At 48.6% G+C, this 19,071-nt stretch carries 7 protein-coding genes and 1 tRNA gene; all 8 read right to left on the bottom strand.

The features are described from left to right. Positions 1-1,269: 1,269 nt before the first annotated feature. Positions 1,270-4,443, bottom strand: a complete 3,174-nt coding sequence (locus LZ463_RS12780) for a transglutaminase-like domain-containing protein (protein ID WP_241456116.1) — start codon at positions 4,441-4,443, stop codon at positions 1,270-1,272. Positions 4,444-4,525: 82 nt separating this feature from the next. Next, positions 4,526-5,410 (bottom strand): choice-of-anchor A family protein, encoded by an 885-nt coding sequence (locus LZ463_RS12775; protein WP_241456115.1) that lies wholly within the window; start codon positions 5,408-5,410, stop codon positions 4,526-4,528. A 33-nt stretch (positions 5,411-5,443) separates the two neighbouring features. Next, positions 5,444-12,523, bottom strand: a complete 7,080-nt coding sequence (locus tag LZ463_RS12770; protein WP_241456114.1) for a carboxypeptidase regulatory-like domain-containing protein — start codon at positions 12,521-12,523, stop codon at positions 5,444-5,446. Positions 12,524-12,954: 431 nt separating this feature from the next. Next, on the bottom strand, positions 12,955-13,590 hold the full coding sequence (locus LZ463_RS12765) for a hypothetical protein (protein ID WP_241456113.1): 636 nt from the start codon (positions 13,588-13,590) through the stop codon (positions 12,955-12,957). A 48-nt stretch (positions 13,591-13,638) separates the two neighbouring features. Further along, positions 13,639-16,860: a transglutaminase-like domain-containing protein gene (locus LZ463_RS12760; RefSeq protein ID WP_241456111.1), complete on the bottom strand. Its 3,222-nt coding sequence runs from the start codon at positions 16,858-16,860 to the stop codon at positions 13,639-13,641. Between the two features lie 205 nt (positions 16,861-17,065). After that, on the bottom strand, positions 17,066-17,293 hold the full coding sequence (locus tag LZ463_RS12755; protein WP_241456110.1) for a helix-turn-helix domain-containing protein: 228 nt from the start codon (positions 17,291-17,293) through the stop codon (positions 17,066-17,068). 183 nt (positions 17,294-17,476) lie between these two features. Next, positions 17,477-17,568, bottom strand: a tRNA-Ser gene (locus LZ463_RS12750). 93 nt (positions 17,569-17,661) lie between these two features. Beyond that, a complete protein-coding gene (locus LZ463_RS12745; RefSeq protein ID WP_241456109.1) occupies positions 17,662-18,912 on the bottom strand; it encodes an aspartate kinase in 1,251 nt (416 codons plus the stop codon). Positions 18,913-19,071 lie beyond the last annotated feature (159 nt).

The following is a 19,071-nucleotide window of genomic DNA, read 5'->3' as shown; positions in this document are numbered from 1 at the left end:
GTAATTGAGAGTCTTTTCTCCCCCAACTTGTAAATATTTGCATCAATGACGCCCCTCAAAACTTAAATATATATTCTTGCGGACACAATTCATGTTTGAACACAAAACGACACCGAGATGTTCCTGGGGAAGTAAAGCCGCCAGCGCGAAAAGTCAACAATGCTTCCGCTTAATCCATTTGGGATACTGATGCGATTCACGCGACCACAGGCTGAAGCAAAAGGCACGGCAGCATTTTGAAACAAGTGTGTGATGGCGCAGTAAACCTGATCGCAATGTGTTGCGAGTATGCTGTTCGACTGCTTTAGTACCGAGGGCTAATTGGTGACCTCACCTATGTTTTTCAACTAAGCCCAAATATCTATCGATTTCTGTAAAAAATGCAGATCGAACCAGATGCCAATAAGTGGTTAATCGAACGCCGAACAGAGCAAGGACAGAATTCAAGCACACGATAGTTTTGAAATTTTAAAATATTGAATATAACTAAATGGCAACAGAATCAATAAAGAAAAAACGAAATAACCAACCAAGTGGCCATTTTTAATTTTCAAGGATTTGTCTATAAACTTAAAATAAACAAACGGAAAAGCATAAAACAAAACAAACCACGTTAAGCTTAGCGCCACAAAATTAGCTAAATGATTTCCGCAATAAATTATTACAAAAAACTCGTTTGTCACATATGTCATCAAGACAGCGACTCCAAACCAACGCGCGAGTTGCCTTAACTGCTTTACAAACAATTGAGCATATGTACTAACAGAACACACAAGCAACAATATAGCCCACGCCGCCCAAAGCTGGATACTCATTCGAAGCCTTTCTAATTAAAAGTCAAATTTAACAAAGTCAAAGCGATGAAATTGATGATTGTATAAATCCGGCAAGTGTCACAATAAGTTTTTTGTTCGCACTGATTAAAATATAGTCAGCTCAGTGTTCGACTAAAACAAAACCTCCGCTGTTTTCTGCAAAAAGTGCAGAACTGGCGGAGGGATTTGGTTTAACTAAACGCTGAACACGGCAACAGGGGAAGACAAACAACTAAAAACGATCAATTACTGTTTACGGCTTAATTTATTCCATATCGCCCAAGTCAATATCCAATCCAATGCACCTAAAATCGCTATCCAGAGTCGAGCATATTCAACTGGAACAAAATGCGACGAAAATATAATTAAGGCATTCCCTCCCACAAAAATTAGCAGGACAATTGCTATCCTTGCAAATAGCGTCAACTTTGCACTAACAACATCCATTTTCCCACTAGACATATACCTCCCTAATTCGATCAGTGTAAAACGCATATTTAACATTTAACCAAGACATGATTAAAAATATCAAAATACCAAAAATTGGTCCACCCCAAATTGCAGCCATACCTGTAGACATTTCTCCGTAACCAAGATTTGCCAAGTATCCTCGAGTATCGCCTTGTTCCATATTTTGAATGGCAATTACTTGAAGAAATCCAAGAAGAGTTAGCAAGATGGGCAATAAATATGCAGAGCATAAAATGAACAGTGGGATTAACATTAAATAAATGCCAACACTCATAAATAAAACAGTTAGTGTTGGACCAACCCAACCTCCATTTGCGCCACCTGAAATCTTATAAGCACTTGCACCGGTATCTGAATCAGTAATCAAATAGCCACATCCCGTCCACCCAAATGTACTTATATTCCTTTCATGAACAGTCACTTCTTTTCCTACAGCTAAAGCGTTAGTAATTTCAGATTTTATGTCTTGATTGATCTGCAAGTTTTGAAGCACCAAGCTATGAATCGCGGCATTTGAAGAATTAAGTGTGTATATTTTTTGTCCTTGACTAGCAGCAACGGCGAGTGCTTTTACTGCCGATATCCCCTGTATTTGATCTGTATCAGCTAAAGAACCCGCTTTGACTATTGCCTCTAAAGTCATATGTTCTTCTGCCGATGCAGCCATTCCAATTTGACGAACGAAATTCTTCTTAATGGTACTCACATTATATTTCACCTCCACTTGAGAGTGGAGGTAGTCAATATCAATCATCAAACCAGGAAAATTGACATTTCTTATAATACTAAAAAAATAATTCGGTTCCACAGCAGTGTAAACACGCCCATAACTGGGTAAACGAAAAATTGAGACATTATCTTCAGACAGTCCGATTAGGTGGTCTCTGACATTCACATTAACAAAATAGCTAATGATTCCAGCTTCTAGAAAATCACCAGTAATTTCATCCTTCGTTAGGTTACTTATTATTGAAGTGTCACTTGGCTTTTGTTGAAACTGCGTCAGCTTGTCTTTAGTGGCCGTAATTCTGTCTTGCAAAATCTTAAGCTGCTGTGGACTCACCCCCTGCAAATCAAGCCCAATCGCATCATACTCACCCACAGTAACGTCATTGTCATCCCCACCGGCCCAGACACCCGTACTTGGATTGAAATACTGGTTGGCTTGCTTTACCGAACTACCCATCGCAAAACTGTTGGCACTGGTGGCAACAACCTGCCCTTCCACCCTGAATTCTGCTTTCATGTTCAACAAATAGCCCGGCAAAGAAGTCGGCAGTTCGCCTGGTTGTATTGGTGTGCCATCCGTATGTGCTTTTGGCATATAGCTGTTGATCAAATCCTGGTCTGCCTGCGTCGCTGGCACAAAGCTTAACGTGATTTTCTTGCCCGCCAGTTGCGGTGTACTACGGTTCAATTCGATGACGGGGGTATCGCTGGTGCTGATGCCATCTGCCGGGTAGAGGTTGGTCTTGAACTTCCAGCGCAGATTGTCTGGCAGGGTCTGGAATTCACTGCCTGTGGTGACTACCCTGTAAGGCAAACTCCCCAGCAGGATGCCATAGGTTTCTGTCTTGATCTTTTGTGTTCCCAGTACGTCACCCACGGTGGCATTGGCTTTTTGGCTGTTGATGTAGTTTTGTACCTGGGTCTGGTAACTATTAATCTGCGTTTGCAGATTGGTCTGATTCAAGTTTTGCACATAACCACCTGCTTCATTGACAGTCGCGCCTTGTTGTATCTGAGTGAGTAAATCCTGGCTGTTGACCGGGACTTTATTCCTGATATCCATACCCGCAGTAAACTGATACTGTTTGAAGCTCGCATCCATAGTCACCCAGGTATTTGGATTCTTATTGACCGCACCACGACTAGGGGTGTAATCCACAAAGGCTTCCACCCACACATGCTCCATACGTACAGCAACAATCTTTCCGCCATTATTGAGGCCGATATTGGGGATGCCACCCTGCCCTAACAAACTCTGCGCTGCTTCAATCTTAGTGACGCCGCCTACCCAGTTCATGACTTTGTCTGCTGGCACGTCTATTGTCCCGTAAACATAGCGCGCTGGTATGCCTGCCGAGCGATACAAGGCTATCAGCAGGCTGGCCGTATCAAAGGCATTGCCGCGTTTGTTTTGCAATGTCAGTTCACTGCCCTGTATGCTGCCGTAACTGGGGATGAAACTGATGTTGTTTCTGACCCAATTATAGATTTGTACGGGGTTATTGCTCAAAGCGGCTGCCTGGGCCTTGATGGCTGGTGTCAGTTGTACGTCTTCTGTCTCAGCGGTGTCTTGTGCAGTGGGGATGGCTGGCAAAGTGGCCTGGGCCAGTTGTAGTCCATCGGGAATTTTACCTGCCAGCATGACTTTGTCATACTTGGGTGGGAACAGGCTAGCCTGGTATTGGGCCTTGCTTTCGTTGGGCTTTCTGACTTTGTTGCTGGGGCTGCCGAAGGGCAGCTTGTTGGGGTCTGTATATTGATGCGGTTTGGTATTGGGGTATTTGTCCATAAAGCCGCTCAGATCAGTCAAGGCTGTCTGGCGGTCACTGGTCTGCCCCTTGTCGTCAGCCTGGACTACCCTGTCCATGATTTTGTTGAATTCGGTCTGGCGGCTTTGATAGTCACTAACGGCCTTGCGATGACGTGCCAGTATCTCTGCGGGTAGCTTGGCATCCTTGAGGTGCTGTTCTGTGTCTTTAAAGCTTTGGTCTATATCATTGTAGATTGCTTTGATCTGTGTGTTGGCATTACGTATGCTGCTGACACGCTGGTTAAGCAATGTGGTGTTGCTATTGGTTGTTGCCGCTAAGGCGAGCAGGCCCGTTTTGGCTAGGGTATTGCTTGATGCGTTGACTACTGGCGCTGTCGCCTTGACGTCATCCTGGATCTGTTTGAGTAACTGGCTTAGGCGTTCCTCTAGACTTGCTGGTTTGGTGACCGCATTGCTGTTGCCGCCCGTTGCCAGCGCCGGGAATTTGCTTGACGCAAGCCCACTTGCGCCACTATTTCTTCCACCCAAGGCATTCTTTGCCTGGTCTGCCACAGCGCGTGCTTGTGCCGCTACCGAACATGGGTACAGCGTCAGGCTGCTAAAGGTGACTAAAACCAGACTGGAGATGCTGCGTTGTATGGTGTTGTTGCGGAACATAGTGTGCTCTTCTTAATGGGTCATTCAAGCGACTGGGTCGCTTTTTTAATATTTTTTACTGCCTGGCTTGTCTTGAACCAGCTCAATTGGTCGGCACAAACAGGGTGGAACCGACTGCCATATTGGTATCCCAACTCGCTGCAATGACAGTACCTTCTATCTTGCCGCCTGAATTCTTGATGCAGGCAAAGGGCGCCAGGATGCTGCCAAATACACCTGCATTGTTAAAGTTGATCAATTCAGCATCGTACATATTGAAGAGAACCTTGCTGTGGCGGTTGATGAATTCTGTCATGGTGATGCCAAACTTTAGGGTACGCTGGGCGTCGCTTGCCACATTGAGGATAATGTAGGCGCTGGGCTTGACGTTGACGAGGTCAAAGTCGTGAGTGCTGATGACATGATCAGCGGTAAGATTGAAGATTTCTATGTCACGGTTGCTGCCAGTCAGGGTGACGCGAGCATAGGTCTGGCTGACCGTACCTGTCGCTGGCGTGGTGCGTATCTGCTGCGACAGCACGCTCAGGTAGGCGCGTTCGGCTTCAAAATCAATGGGGCTGATAGCGACCTTGCGGAAATCAAGATAGGTCGCTGCCTTGGAACCGAGCGTACCGGCATACACAGCATAGGCATTGTTTTTGTTATTACCAAGGCTGCCACCGTAGGAAGTGAGATTACCGGCAACGACCATGACGGGATTGGTATCGTTGTAGTTGACACTGCCACCCACTGTGCCGCCAGGGGTGTTGAGTATGCCACCGACTGCCATGCGACCATCGACGTTGGTGATGTTGCTAACATTGCCAAAGACGAAAGCTGCATATTGCCCTGCGACGCCGAGGTCAATCTGTTGTGCACCCGCCAGGGCTGGCGACAAGATCAGCCCTGCTGAAAGGCACAGGAGCACTGCATTACGCGCAAGCAGGCGTAAGCTGAAGTTGAAAGGCTGTTGTAAGTGTAATGTCATGATCATTCAATTCTTCTGTTTTTACCGTCACGCTTAACGCGCAACTTGCCTCTCAACCACGGCAATGAGGTTGGCCAGGGATTTGCTGGCCGGGCCTATGCCGGTTTCTATGTTCTTCATCTTCGCCTGTACCGTAATCAGCAGACGCAGGGCTTTGTCCATGCCGTTACTGCCCATGGCGGTATTAACCTGGTTCAGCAAGTCAATGATGGCTGTGCGTTGCGCAAGCTGTGCTGGCGTTGACAAACTCAAACCTTGTATCAAGCTGATGGTTTGCGCATTGATCTGGCTGGCGCTTTGTACCTTGACTGCCTGGTCTTGTGACTTGTATGGCGTTGCATTGCCACCGTTGACCATGCTGACGGCCAGGTTGGTGTTGTAGGTACCAGCAGATACGGGCGCCTGCCAGCGTACGGATACTACTGTGTCGGCAGCAGAGGCGGCAGTCAGGTTCCAGGTGGCGGTGACGTCGCCATTGGCATTGCTGCCTATTGTGGCGGCTGGCGTGCTGGACTTGACCACAGAACCGGCAGGCAGACTTTGGACGATGCGTACAGGTTGGGCTGCTCCGGCATTGGTGATGGTGCTGTTCATTGTGCTGACGTCACCTGGCAGCAATGCGTTCAGATCAACAGTTGCCGGGTTCAGATAATCCAGGCTCTGCTTGATCATGGCTGGCCAGCGGCTTTCATTGGCTTGCGCTTTCAAGGTGTCATTCCAGTCAAAACCAAATGCCAGGGTTTTGCCATTGCCATAGTTGGCGCTGACGATACCTGGACTGGTGGTTGTGCCTTTCAGTGTTGCCTCTGTCGTGCCACCTGCCGTTGCCAGTTTGATCTGGGTAGCAGGTCCGGTCAGATCAGCACCACTGAACACGCCGCCAGCCAGGCTTAGTTGTTGCAAGGCTGTTGCATAGGCACCGTTATTGGTGACGCCTGAACACTGCGCCAACTGGGTATTGGTTGCCGTCACCAGGCTGTCAAGCATAAAGCCTTGACCACGTTTGATCGCGGCCAGCAATTCAGACGCAGCAGGCTCTGGCAATGCACTGGCGCCGTTGCTGACCCAGTAGGTGCTGTAATTACCGCTACGCAGTTGCGTCAGGAAAGTTACTGCGTCAGTGCTGATAGTGTGGCTGATCCCCTGGTTTGACAGGACAGTGTCTAGTGCACTTGCCCTGCTGGCATCGCACTGCGCCAGAGTCGCGGCATTTTCTGTCGGGAATTTGGTGGCAGCACATTTACCCAGCAGTTCATCCGCAGCGCGTTTGCAGGCACTGTAGACGAGCACGTTTTGCCATGGCGTTGCTGCCTGCTTGATGTTCAGACTGACGACGGAAGGAGTCAGTGTAAAGCTGACCTGAGCCAGTGTCAGGGTGTTGCTGCCGACTTTGGCGCTGAGGGTGGCCGTATACTGGCTGCCTGCTGTACCAGCAGTAACCCAGTCCGTTGTACCACTGAACTGTGCTGCCATGCCCAGATTGGTGTTATACGGGAAGCTGGCAAGTGCTTTTTGGCTGCTGTCAGTAATGCTGATTGTCAGCGGCAGATTAGGTAAATCAGCATTGCCCTGGTTGCTGGCGGTGAACGGGAAGCTCACTGTATTGCCAACCGGAACCTGGCTGGCAGAAGCGGTTATGCTGCCTTTCAGGCCACTACCGGTCGTGGCAGTAGAAGCGACCAGGAACCCGCCACTGGCTTGCGCCAGAACAGTGTTACCAGCATCACTGACGACGACTGAGGTCGTATATTGACCGGCCGGGGCAGCGCTGAGGCTGATGCTGTAGTTGTAGTCTTGCGCCGCATTGACTGCCAGGCTGGTCAGACTCTCAGTTTTGGTGAAACGGGTACTACCGTCAGGATTTTTGACGGTGACCTGTACTTGCAGGCTGGCCGCCGCAAGAGTTGTTGAGAGGTTGCTGATTTTGTCGTGCAACTTGACGGTATCAGTCGGTGCGTAACTGGTTTTGTCATTGTCAATAACAGCGCCGAGTTTGTACTGTGGAGCCGTGACACTGATGTTGGTTTGTGCCAGTGTGACAGTATTGGCACCGAAACTCGCTGTCAACGTAGCGACATACGTCGTGTCATTGCTGGCGCTAGCTACCCAGCTTGTGTTACCAGTGAAGATACCGCCTTTGTCGAGATTGGTCGTGTATGGGAACTGGGCAATAACTTTTTGGCCAACCGGGTCAATGATGTTAACACTGAGTGTCTGGTTTGTCAGGGCGCTATTACCCTGGTTGTTGACACTGAAGTTGAGCGTTAATGTGCTACCCGCCTGTACCTTGGACGGAGTAACTGTCACAGTGCCAGTGAGACCATTACCGTTGCTGGCGGAGGATGTCACTACAAAGCTGGTCGTGGATTGCACCGTAGTGGTGCCAGCGGTTGCAACAACCTTGACCGCATACTGACCAGCAGGCGCTCCCGCCAGCGCAAGGCTATAGGCGTAATTTTTGCTATTCGCTGACGGCAGTTGGGCCAGAGTTTCGGTTTTACTGAAACGTACTGTGCCATCCGGATTGGTCACGGTAGTGACAACCTGAATATTATCGACCGGCAGGTTTTGTGCAAGATTATTGATGGTGTCGCTCAACTGCACTGTATCTGACGGTGCGTAGCTGATCTTATCAACGGTTACCTTGGTGCTCAGCACTGTGCCAGGGCTAACGATGTTCAATGCCGTCACTGCCTGAACATATGGCTGACCAGCAGCATCAAGGATTTGTGCTACCAGCTGGTATTTACCAGACAGGGTTGTACCCGTGTTCCAGACAGCGTTGACATTTGCTTGTGCGCCAGCCACAACTTTAATTGTCTGCGCTGGCAAACTCGCCACATTGATACCATCGATTGTTTGAATGCTGAATTGTACCTGGGCATTATTATCAAGACTGCCGAGATTGCTGACCACCGCGCTCACCTGCGCATTGCTGTTGGATTGGTAGCTGGCCTGGTCGGCCATGACAGTGATGCCGAATTTGCCCGGCAAATTGGCCAGATTCAGTGAAACACTGTTATTAGTCAAATCAAAATCTTCTAACGAGTGTATGCCTGTGCCGTCATCATCCGCAACAACCACGAGGGTCTTGATATCGGCGACAGAGCCCGTGAAGCTGAGGCTAACATCCTGGTATTCATTGACGTTCAGGTCAACACTGGTCACTGCTGTACCCAGCAGAGTGCCGCCTGTTCCAGCTTGCCCGCTGTAATAAGCTACTTTGGTACCCGCCAATATCGGCAACAAACCTGCATTACCAATACGAACAGTGAAAGTGGATGGTTTCGTGGCGCCCTGATCATTGACCCGTATATAGGATGCAGTGATATCAGGCACGGCTGTAGCTGGTGCGCCAACCCTGGCATTGAGGCGATAGTTATTGCCGACCTCCCAGCTATTCTTTTCAAAACGCGGGACGCTGCCATCGTCGTTGATATTGGTAATGTGGTAGCTGTGCTGGTTCCAGATCTTGCGCACGGCAACCCAGGAGTTATTCACGTCACTGAATGCGCGCAGACCATGGAAGATTCCCGGACCATTGGGGAATGTCCATTGATTTGCGGCGATCAATATATCTGCATGGCCGTCACCGTCCACGTCAACGATCACTGGCTCTTCAAAGGCCGTGCCGCTGGAATTGGGTGTTTCAAATAAGGATTTTCCGTCTGCACCACGGTATACACGCAGCGCGATTTCATCACCATAGACAACCTGTGCCTGACCATTGCCCGCAAAGTCAAATGCTGAAGATGACGTAGCCGCAGAAGTCAGGTCTTGCACGACGTTACTCCACAAGATCGAACCATCCCCACGGAACACAGTATAACGAGATGCCGTTGCGACGCCAATTTCCGGGATACCGTCGCCATCAATATCAGCCACAATAGGTGCACCACCTTGCCCACCACCAGGAATATTGACTGGCCCCCAGATGATGTTGCCGTTGTGATCGAGCAAGCTCAACTTACCATTGCCAACAACCGCAATTTGCGGGTACTGGTCGCCAGTAAAATTACCTACCGCATCAAGCCCGTCACCTACTGTGGTGTTTTTCCACAAGGTGGCGCCATCACTGCCGCGATAAGCTTGCGCACCTGCCAATACAACTGGATTACCATCGAGATTGATGTCGGCCACAATAGACAGCGCACTAAATGAGTAGCCGCCATAGCTGACACCTTTATAGTCACTGCTACTGCCCTTCCAGCGTGTAGTACCGTCTGAATTGAAGACCATGTTACCAAGCACGATTTCAGGCTTACCGTCATGATCAAGATCGGCAATTGATGGGCCACCCCAGAACAGCCAGTCAGCCCCCATGGAACGGTCTGCGCTGAGCCACTTGAGTTTGCCGGTGTTATCGATTGCCATCAAGCCACCGCCCTCTCTCACTGCAACGATAGATACCTTGCCATTGCCATCGAGGTCAGCACCAGCCAGCGAGGAGTGCGGCATCGTGCGCAAAGTAGGGTCTGAAACGGTCCAAAGATCGGAACCGTCTTTACCACTGACTGCACGCAAAACACCGTCGTAAAAGCTGACGCCCTTAAAGCTGTTGAATACGACACCAGGAATATCTCGCTGATCGTATTTTCCGTCACCGTTTGTGTCTTGTATCGGCAAGACTATAGGTGTGTTCATCACTTCTGTGTATTCAGGCATGACAGGACTGCCCTTCCATTCCCATTTGATCTTGGGCTGGAATAAGCCAGGGTTAGGCTTGATGGCTGCCGCGCTCGCGGTTGATCCGACGTTATTGGCCTTGTTTGTTTCTATCAATACCTGATCACTGTCTGCCCAGACTGAAATAGGTGCATCCCTGAATGGCATGGTGCCTTGTACTTGGACCTGGACAGTTTTGATTTCATTCACCGCCAAGGTCTCTGCAAAGACAAGGCTTCCTAATTGCTGATCTATACCTGCATCGTAGATGCCGTTCTTGTTGGTATCCTGGAATGCCAGCAGTTTCATACCCGCTGGAATATCAACGGCTCCCTGATTCTGCAGAGAGACACTGACCTGGCCAGTGAGTTTCAAGGATTGTGGGTCGGTCATCGCGGCAACGCGACTGACATTGGTAACAACAACGTCAGGCAGCAATTTGACTGCCTTGACCTTGCGCAACCTGACCTGCCCCATATCAACAAGCGCTATGCCATCTATCAGCACGTAATTGCTGGAATCAACATACTGTGCAATTGAGAAAGTCAGGCTTACACCGGCATTTTTATCCCTCACCAAATTGGAGAAAGTGAATTTACCCTGGGCATCGCTGGTCGTAGTGTGCGGACCAGCGCCATCAGTGGCAACAATAGCGACGCCTGGCAAAGGTGCATTTGTTCCGGCGTCCAGCACCAGCCCAGTCACAGTAGAGCTTGTTACAACGGGCGTCTCAACGGAAAGACTAGGTGAGAATACAAAATTGTTGCCTGCTGTGACACGTACTGGAGTGATAACTGATTTGAAGCCTGTTTTGCTGACTGTCAGTTGAATATCGCCTGGCGTTACACTGCTAATCTGATAGGAACCGCTGGCATCTGTTGTCGCGGAAATTCCCGAGCCTGAAACTGTTGCACCTACAATCGGTGACCCGTTTGCGGCATTGACGACTACGCCAGAAATGCTGCCTGTGGCTGCATTACTTGCCTTTGTCAGTTTCAGCACGCCCAAATCCATTGCCTGACCACCAGCCAGCGTCAGCGTCGCGGTCAATGTTCCGTAATTCGGGGGCGCAATTGTCACACTATAGCTGCCCTGGGACTGTTGACCAAATACAAAGCTACCGTCACTACCGGTCACTATATCAACGGTCGCATTACCGCTCAGTACGACATGCACACCCACTAACGGTGTACCGGACTGGCTATCCACAACCTGGCCTTTGATACTGGAAGGTGCTGACAGTGCTGGCGAGAACGTCAATGTTGCACCGGCGGCCGTATGCAGCGTGCTAGTTATTGTCTGGAGTCCTGCATAGCTGACAGTGACCGCAATATCCCCAGCTGGAAGGTTGGTTATCTGATAAGCACCTTTGGAATCGGTAACCGCCGAGAAGGACGCGCCAGAAATTGTCGCACCTGCAATCGGTGCGCCCGTAGAGGCATTTGTGACAACACCATAAATTGTTGCTGTTGTTGAGTTAGCGGCTTTAATGAGTTTCAAAACACCCAAATCCAGCGTTTGGCCTGCCTTAAGAACAGTACTTGTATTCAGTGGGCTGTAGTTAGCCAGTATAAAGTTGATGGTGTAGTTACCTGGCGCCTGATTATTGAACACAAACGTACCATCGGCAGCGGTAGTCAACTCGGCTGTGGCGGCACCAGACAAGGTGACTTTGACACCAGCGACTGGCAGACCTGTCTGACTTTCAAGCAACTGACCTTTGATGATTCCCAGACCTGGATTTGTCGGACTCAACTGACTGGCGCTCAAGGCGCGCAAAGCTACAGCTGTCTGGTATGGGTCACCACCCCAGCTACCGTCAGGCATCTGGGTGCTTAAAATATAGTTTTGTAGCGCGCTCGCCATGGGCGCAGCAGGAATAAAGTCGTGAAGATTTTCGTAGGCAAGGGCGCTGAGGAAGACTGAGTTATTCCAAGTACCGGGAGAGGATTGTTGACTCAGGAGGTAGTTGACGCTGGACTGGATGGATGCGCTTAAAGCAAATGTACTTGCATGTGCCCGGTACGCTGCCAGGGCGTAAACACTACTATAGATATCCGTTCGCCCCATCAATTGAAATGACCCGTCTGTTTGCTGCACTGCTTGCAGGTAGGCGATTGCATTTGCCACACCGTCTGTTCTTCCAGCCCGCTTTAAAGCCAGCAAGGATAGGGAAGTATCAAGAACTGAGCTGGCATAATCGGGGGCGCTGGCAAAACCACCGTCTGCATTAATGCGCGAGACCAATGTGGCTACGAGCGAAGAGGTATCACCTTGGACAGCAGCCTGCGCAATAATCTTGCGGGCCAGGTATTCTGTGCTGGCATCCTGGTCGGAGACGATGAGGTTATTGAGTTCACCGGGAGAGGTTGCCAGCAATTGCAGGGTTTGCGCTGTCTCGCTGCGTACCTGAAGAGGTACGGCGATTGATGAGGTTTCAACTGCCAAATGCCCATCGGGTTGTACTTGGGTATTTAACCATTTTAAGCCATTAACTATGGATACAGAAGTTTGTGCAATTGCACTCCCACCTGTGATTAACATCAATACCGCAAGACAAACGAATACATTTCGTACGAGTGTACGCAAAAATGGATGCACAACAGACCCCTGAATTGAACGAATTGAGTCTGTGCTTGAGCTGAGGTGAAACTGGCGCGGCAGACGTCATTGAAAATTTGCAAACGCCGCATGCTAGCAATTGTTAACTAATGTAGCAAGCATTATTTAAAAATAAATTCACATAAATTGCCCCGCGTCAAGTATTGTTAATTTTACATACAACATTCTTGGGGGAGTTGTAACAAGTCAAAACAATGCTGTTTAGTGGGTTTGGATTGTGTTGTGCTCTTCAATTCCTCAATCCAATATAGTATTGATCACTCATATCTCACCAGCTCGAAAATATTCATGCCATCTTGCATATGACGAATCACGCGCATATCCGATTCATCGATATTCAGCAACGGAACAATCTTTTCGGATATTAAGATTACATGCTGCCGATTTGAAAAATTTTCATTTGGAATCATCATTAACTTTTCAGCCAATGTTACTGCCGTCCCACGTATTTGAAACTGTTGTTGAGGACCAAAAGTATCTCCAAAAATACTTCCATCGGCCAAAACAATTCGTACATTTAATAACGGAGAATACGTTTTTAGAATACTCAAAGCTGCTGAAAATGCCGACTTAGCATCAACAGGGGCAGATGCCGACTCAATATCCCTCCAGTACGCAAGAACCTCTCCGGCTACTTGATAAATTATGACTCCTTGCCATTTTTTTATTAAATTTACGACTTGGTTCTGCTCTTCGGAAAGAAATTGAATTAGTTCATGAGGTTGCATTCTGCTAGTAAGCATATCGGCATTTTTTATGCTCATGGACAAAACCGTGCCAGCTCCACTAAACGGTTCATTCGAAACATCAGTAAAAACATGACGAGAATCAGCGTTCTTTCGATTGATTAGTCGATCACGCAATTCCAAAAAAAATTCTTGTATCACTCCCATAAAGAAATATTTCCTCATCAAGTTTTGATATTAAGCAAATAATCGCTTTCATGGAAAAAGTGATCCTGCACTTCCACCAGCCAATGCACCTAACAACGCAAGCACTTCTTGTGGAGTGTATCCAAGCATGACAAGTGACTCACCTAAACAATTGGTAATATATGCCCCTGTTCCTTGAGCGCCTGCGGCTCCTAAACCTTCGGCAGAAAGTGCACCGGTAAGCCATCTTGCTACGAAATACTCATTTGCCCAACCTTCACCAATAATCGCCGCACCAGCAGCATCTGCGGCTAAAAACGCTTCCCCACCAACCGATAAAATCACTACTACTTCTATTAAAATAGCACTTAATGCAATTATTAAAGCAGTAATTGCGATTAAAAGGCAGGCGAATCCAATCTTGTCAAGCGCAGTAAATCCACCGTTTGCACCGCCAGATATCTTGTAAGCCCCTGCCCCGGTAACCGGGTCCATAATAATGTACCCGCTTCCAGTCCAGCCATTCGAACTAATGTTAGTTTCGTGAACTGTAACCTCTTTCCCGGTCGCCAGGGCATTGGTAATTTCCAATTTAACATCTTGGCCTATCTGTAAATTCTGTAAAATTGAATTATGCAATGCTTTATTATTTTTATTGAGCAAGTACACTTTTTGGCCAAGTGTTGCGGCAATATTCAGAATTTTTACTGCTGAAAATCCCTTAGGTTGCATGGGATCGTTAATAGCAAGATTTGGATTCCGGAATAGCACTTCTGGTACAGCACTTTCTGCGACAGACGCATCAGCACCAGCATGTCGCATGAATTGAAAAATTGCTAATGGATTGAAATCCTTTGCGACAGTGTGATAACGCAAATAGTCCACATCCATAACAACCCCAGGAAAACTAACGCTACGAACAACCCCATAAAAATTATTTGGCTCTGCTGACACAAAGAAGCGTCCGTAGCTTGGTTGACGATAGGTGACTATGTTGCCTCCCATACGAGCCGTGAGCTTGTCACTTACATCCACTTGTGCAAAATAACCCAACATTCCCGCTTGTAAGATATTTCCAGTAATATCTTCTTTGGTCATACCGCTGATAGTTGATGCGTCGCTTTGGTTCTGCTGGTATTTAAGGAGTGCTGCTTTAGCGCCTTCCATTTTTACCCGAAAATCACTGACTTGCTGACCACCAACTCCCTGCAAATCCAATCCAATCGAATCATACTCACCCACAGTAATATCATTATCATCCCCACCATCCCAGGCACCTGTACTTGGATTGAAATACTGGTTGGCTTGTCTGACTGAACTACCCATCGTGAAACTGTTGGCACTGGTGGCGACAACCTGCCCTTCTACCCTGAACTCTGCTTTCATGTTCAGCAGATAGCCTGGCAGAGAAGTTGGTAACTCACCAGGCTGAATCGGCGAGCCATCTGCATGAGCCTTGGGCAAATAGCTGTTGATCAAATCCTGGTCTGCCTGCGTCGCTGGCACAAAGCTTAACGTGATTTTCTTGCCCGCCAGTTGCGGTGTGCTACGGTTCAATTCGATGACGGGGGTATCGCTGGTGCTGATGCCATCTGCCGGGTAGAGGTTGGTCTTGAACTTCCAGCGCAGATTGTCTGGCAGGGTCTGGAATTCACTGCCTGTAGTGACTACCCTGTAAGGCAAACTTCCCAACAGGATGTCATAGATTTCTGTCTTGATCTTTTGTGTTCCCAGTACGTCACCCACGGTGGCATTGACTTTTTGGCTGTTGATGTAGTTTTGTACCTGGATCTGATAGCTGTTCATCTGCGTTTGCAGATTGGTCTGATTCAAGTTTTGCACATAACCACCTGCTTCATTGACAGTGGCGCCTTGCTGTAATTGTGTCATCAAATTCTGGCTATTGACCAGGACTTTGTTTTTGATGTCCATACCCGCAGTAAAATCATACTGCTTGAAGCTGGCATCCATCGGTACCCAGGTATTGGGATTTTTGTTCACAGCACCACGGCTGGGAGTGTAGTCAACAAAGGCTTCTACCCAGACATGTTCCATGCGGATGGTGCTAATCTTGCCGCCACTAGCCAGTCCTATGTTGGGTATGCCACCCTGACCTAGCAAACTTTGCGCTGCTTCAATCTTAGTGACGCCGCCTACCCAGTTCATGACTTTGTCTGCTGGCACGTCAATTGTGCCGTAAACATAACGTGCTGGCGTGCCTGCAGCCCTATACAAAGCTATCAGCAGACTGGCCGTATCAAAAGCATTGCCACGCTTGTTTTGCAGAGTCAGTTCACTGCCTTGTATGCTGCCGTAACTGGGGATGAAACTGATGTTGTTTCTGACCCAGTTATAGATTTGTACGGGGTTATTGTTGAGTGCTGCCGCCTGCGCCTTGATGGCTGGTGTCAGTTGCACATCTTCTGTCTCTGCGATGTCCTGGGCGGTTGGTACATCGGGAAGTGTTGCTTGCGCCAGTTTCAAGCCATCCGGTATTTGCCCGGCCAGCATAACTTTGTCGTACTTAGGTGGGAACAGGCTGGCCTGGTACTGGGCCTTGCTTTCGTTGGGTTTTCTGGCTTTGTTGCTCGGGCTGCCAAATGGCAGTTTATTCGGGTCTGTATATTGATGTGGCTTAGCGTTCGGATACTTGTCCATGAAACTGCTCAGGTCTGCCAATGCTGCCTGACGATCACTGGTCTGGCGTTTGTCATCAGCCTGGCCGACTCTTTCCATGATTTTGTCAAACTCTGCCTGACGGCTTTGATACAGTGCGACTGCCTTGCTATGGCGTGCCAATATCTCGGACGATAACTTGGCATCTTTAAGGTGTTGCTCTGTATCTTTAAAGCTTTGGTTAATATCGCTGTAGAGTGCTTTGATCTGGCTGTTTGCACTACGGATGGTGCTGACGTGTTGATTGACCAGATCTGTGTTGTTGCTGGCCGTAGCGGTCAGCGCGAGTAAGCTGGTTTTGGCTGGAGTGCTGGTTGTAGTACTAGTTACTGTGCTGGCTGCAGGGGCAACAGCTTTGACTTCATCCTGAATTTGCTTGAGCAACTGGCTCAGTCGTTCTTCTGAGCTACTTGTTTTTATAGTGGTCGTTGTATTGGAACTGCTTGTGAGTGAGAAAAGTTTCGTCGATATTCCGCCCAGTGCTACATTACTTTTGATCCGATATGATGCAGCGTGTACTTGAGCTGATACCGCACATGGGTAAAGCGTCAGGCTGCTGAATGTGATCAATACGACGCAGGAGACAATACGTTGGAAATTATAGTGACGAAACATAGGCTTATCAAAATCACAATCGGACAGCCTTGGATGTTACCATGGTTAGAATTTATTGCAAAATAAGCTAAATTGTTCGTTTGCCAGCTGAATTGACCCGGTCAGTTTGATCCACCTTCCACTTCCTGGCGAAGGCGGCCACTCGATCATACGCCCCTTCAAATCCCAGTTTTTTCAGATCAAGATGAAGCTGTTTTAGGCTGCGTCATTGTTTCCGATTTTTATCCGTCTCTGTCTTAAACCAGCTTGAAAGCTGCAATGCATATTTGTCGATGGCACTGGCTGTTTGTCGTTCTGCATAGGCAGGCTCAGTGACTTCAGAGCGCAGATAGCGCCGGACAGTGTTGCGAGAGATGCCAAGTCGTCTGGCGATCTCCCGTAATGGAATCTGGTCACGTATGTGCCAGCGTCGAATAATACCTAGTAATGCCACGTCAATCACTCCTGCTCCCTACTCATCAAGATAAGTAGGATTGTGTGCTAAACGTGGGTCAATTTCAGATGCAATTTATCCAGCAAAGTGGGGCAATTTTCAGTGCAAATCAACACGAATGGCATACTGAGGAATTCAGAAAAAGAAAAAGCCCTTGAAAATCAAGGGCTTTTTCAGTATTGCTGGCGGAGATGGTGAGATTCGAACTCACGATTCAGGTTACCCCAAATGCTTCCTTAGCAGGGAAGTGCCTTCGGCCACTCGGCCACATCTCCACACTATTACAACCAAAGACTACTCAGTTGCAATCGAGACCGTGATGATAGCTGCTTGTATGATTTTGGTCAACAGGCGGGCTACAAAAATTTTTACGCGCTTTCCAGACCGAAGGCTTTATGCAGGGCGCGTACGGCCAGTTCCATGTATTTTTCATCTATCAGGACGGAAATCTTGATTTCTGACGTGGAGATCATCTGGATATTGATGCCCTCTTCTGACAGGGTGCGGAACATTTGCGAAGCGATACCAACATGGCTGCGCATGCCCACGCCGACGACAGATACTTTGGAGACCTTGGAATCGCCAACGATGCTGGCGGCGCCAATGTGGGCCTTGACGCTGTTTTCCAGCACGTCCATGGCTTTGACATATTCACCGCGTGGTACGGTGAAGGTGAAGTCGGTCTTGCCTTCGACAGACTGGTTCTGGATGATCATGTCGACTTCGATATTGGCATCGGCAACCGGGCCCAGGATCTGGTAAGCGATGCCTGGCCTGTCCGGCACACCCAGGACGGTGATCTTTGCTTCATCACGGTTAAACGCGATGCCGGTGATGGTAGCTTGTTCCATGTGTGTATCTTCCTCAAACGAAATCAGGGTGCCGGAATTGGCTTCTTCTTCCAGCGGCATTAATGGGTCTGTCAGTGATGACAGAACGCGGGTAGGCATGCGGTAGTTGCCGGCAAATTCGACAGAGCGGATTTGCAGCACTTTGGAGCCGAGCGATGCCATTTCCAGCATTTCTTCAAAGGTCACGGTTTTCAGGCGGCGCGCTTCTGACACCACGCGCGGGTCTGTCGTATAGACACCGTCAACGTCGGTGTAGATCAGGCATTCCTGCGCCTTCAATGCTGCGGCGACAGCCACGGCAGAGGTGTCCGAACCGCCACGACCCAGGGTCGTGATATTGCCTTTGTCATCCACCCCCTGGAAACCGGTAATGATAACAATTTTGCCTGCATCGAGGTCCGCCTTGACCTTGGCATCGTCTATCGATGCAATCCTGGCCTTGGTGTAGGCAGAGTCTGTTTTGATGGCGACTTGCCAGCCGGCATAGGACACTGCCTGTTTGCCAATGGCTTGCAGGGCCAGCGCCAGCAGGCCAACCGAGACTTGTTCGCCGGTAGAGGCAATCATGTCAAGTTCACGTGGGTCAGGCTGTGCAGAAATTTCTTTTGCCAGGCCGATGATACGGTTTGTTTCGCCAGACATGGCCGAGGGCACCACAACTATCTGGTGACCGGCATCATGCCATTTGGCAACGCGCTTGGCGACATTCTTGATGCGTTCTGTCGAACCCATCGAGGTACCGCCGTATTTGTGGACGATTAAAGCCATAGATATAGAAACTGAGATAGAAGACTAAAGGGTGAAAAATGCGAGAAATCAACCTCTTACTGTACATGCTGCCCTGCAAAATAACAAGGCACTTGCGAGCAGAAAATCAGAAGAAACACTGGCTTGCGTCGAAGTGAAAACAAATTTTCTACAGATACA

Origin of the sequence: Undibacterium paludis (assembly GCF_022568815.1) — a bacterium.
Taxonomy (GTDB): Bacteria; Pseudomonadota; Gammaproteobacteria; order Burkholderiales; family Burkholderiaceae_D; genus Undibacterium.
The sequence above is the reverse complement of the archived record's forward strand: the minus strand, read 5'-3'. Positions and strand labels throughout refer to the sequence as shown.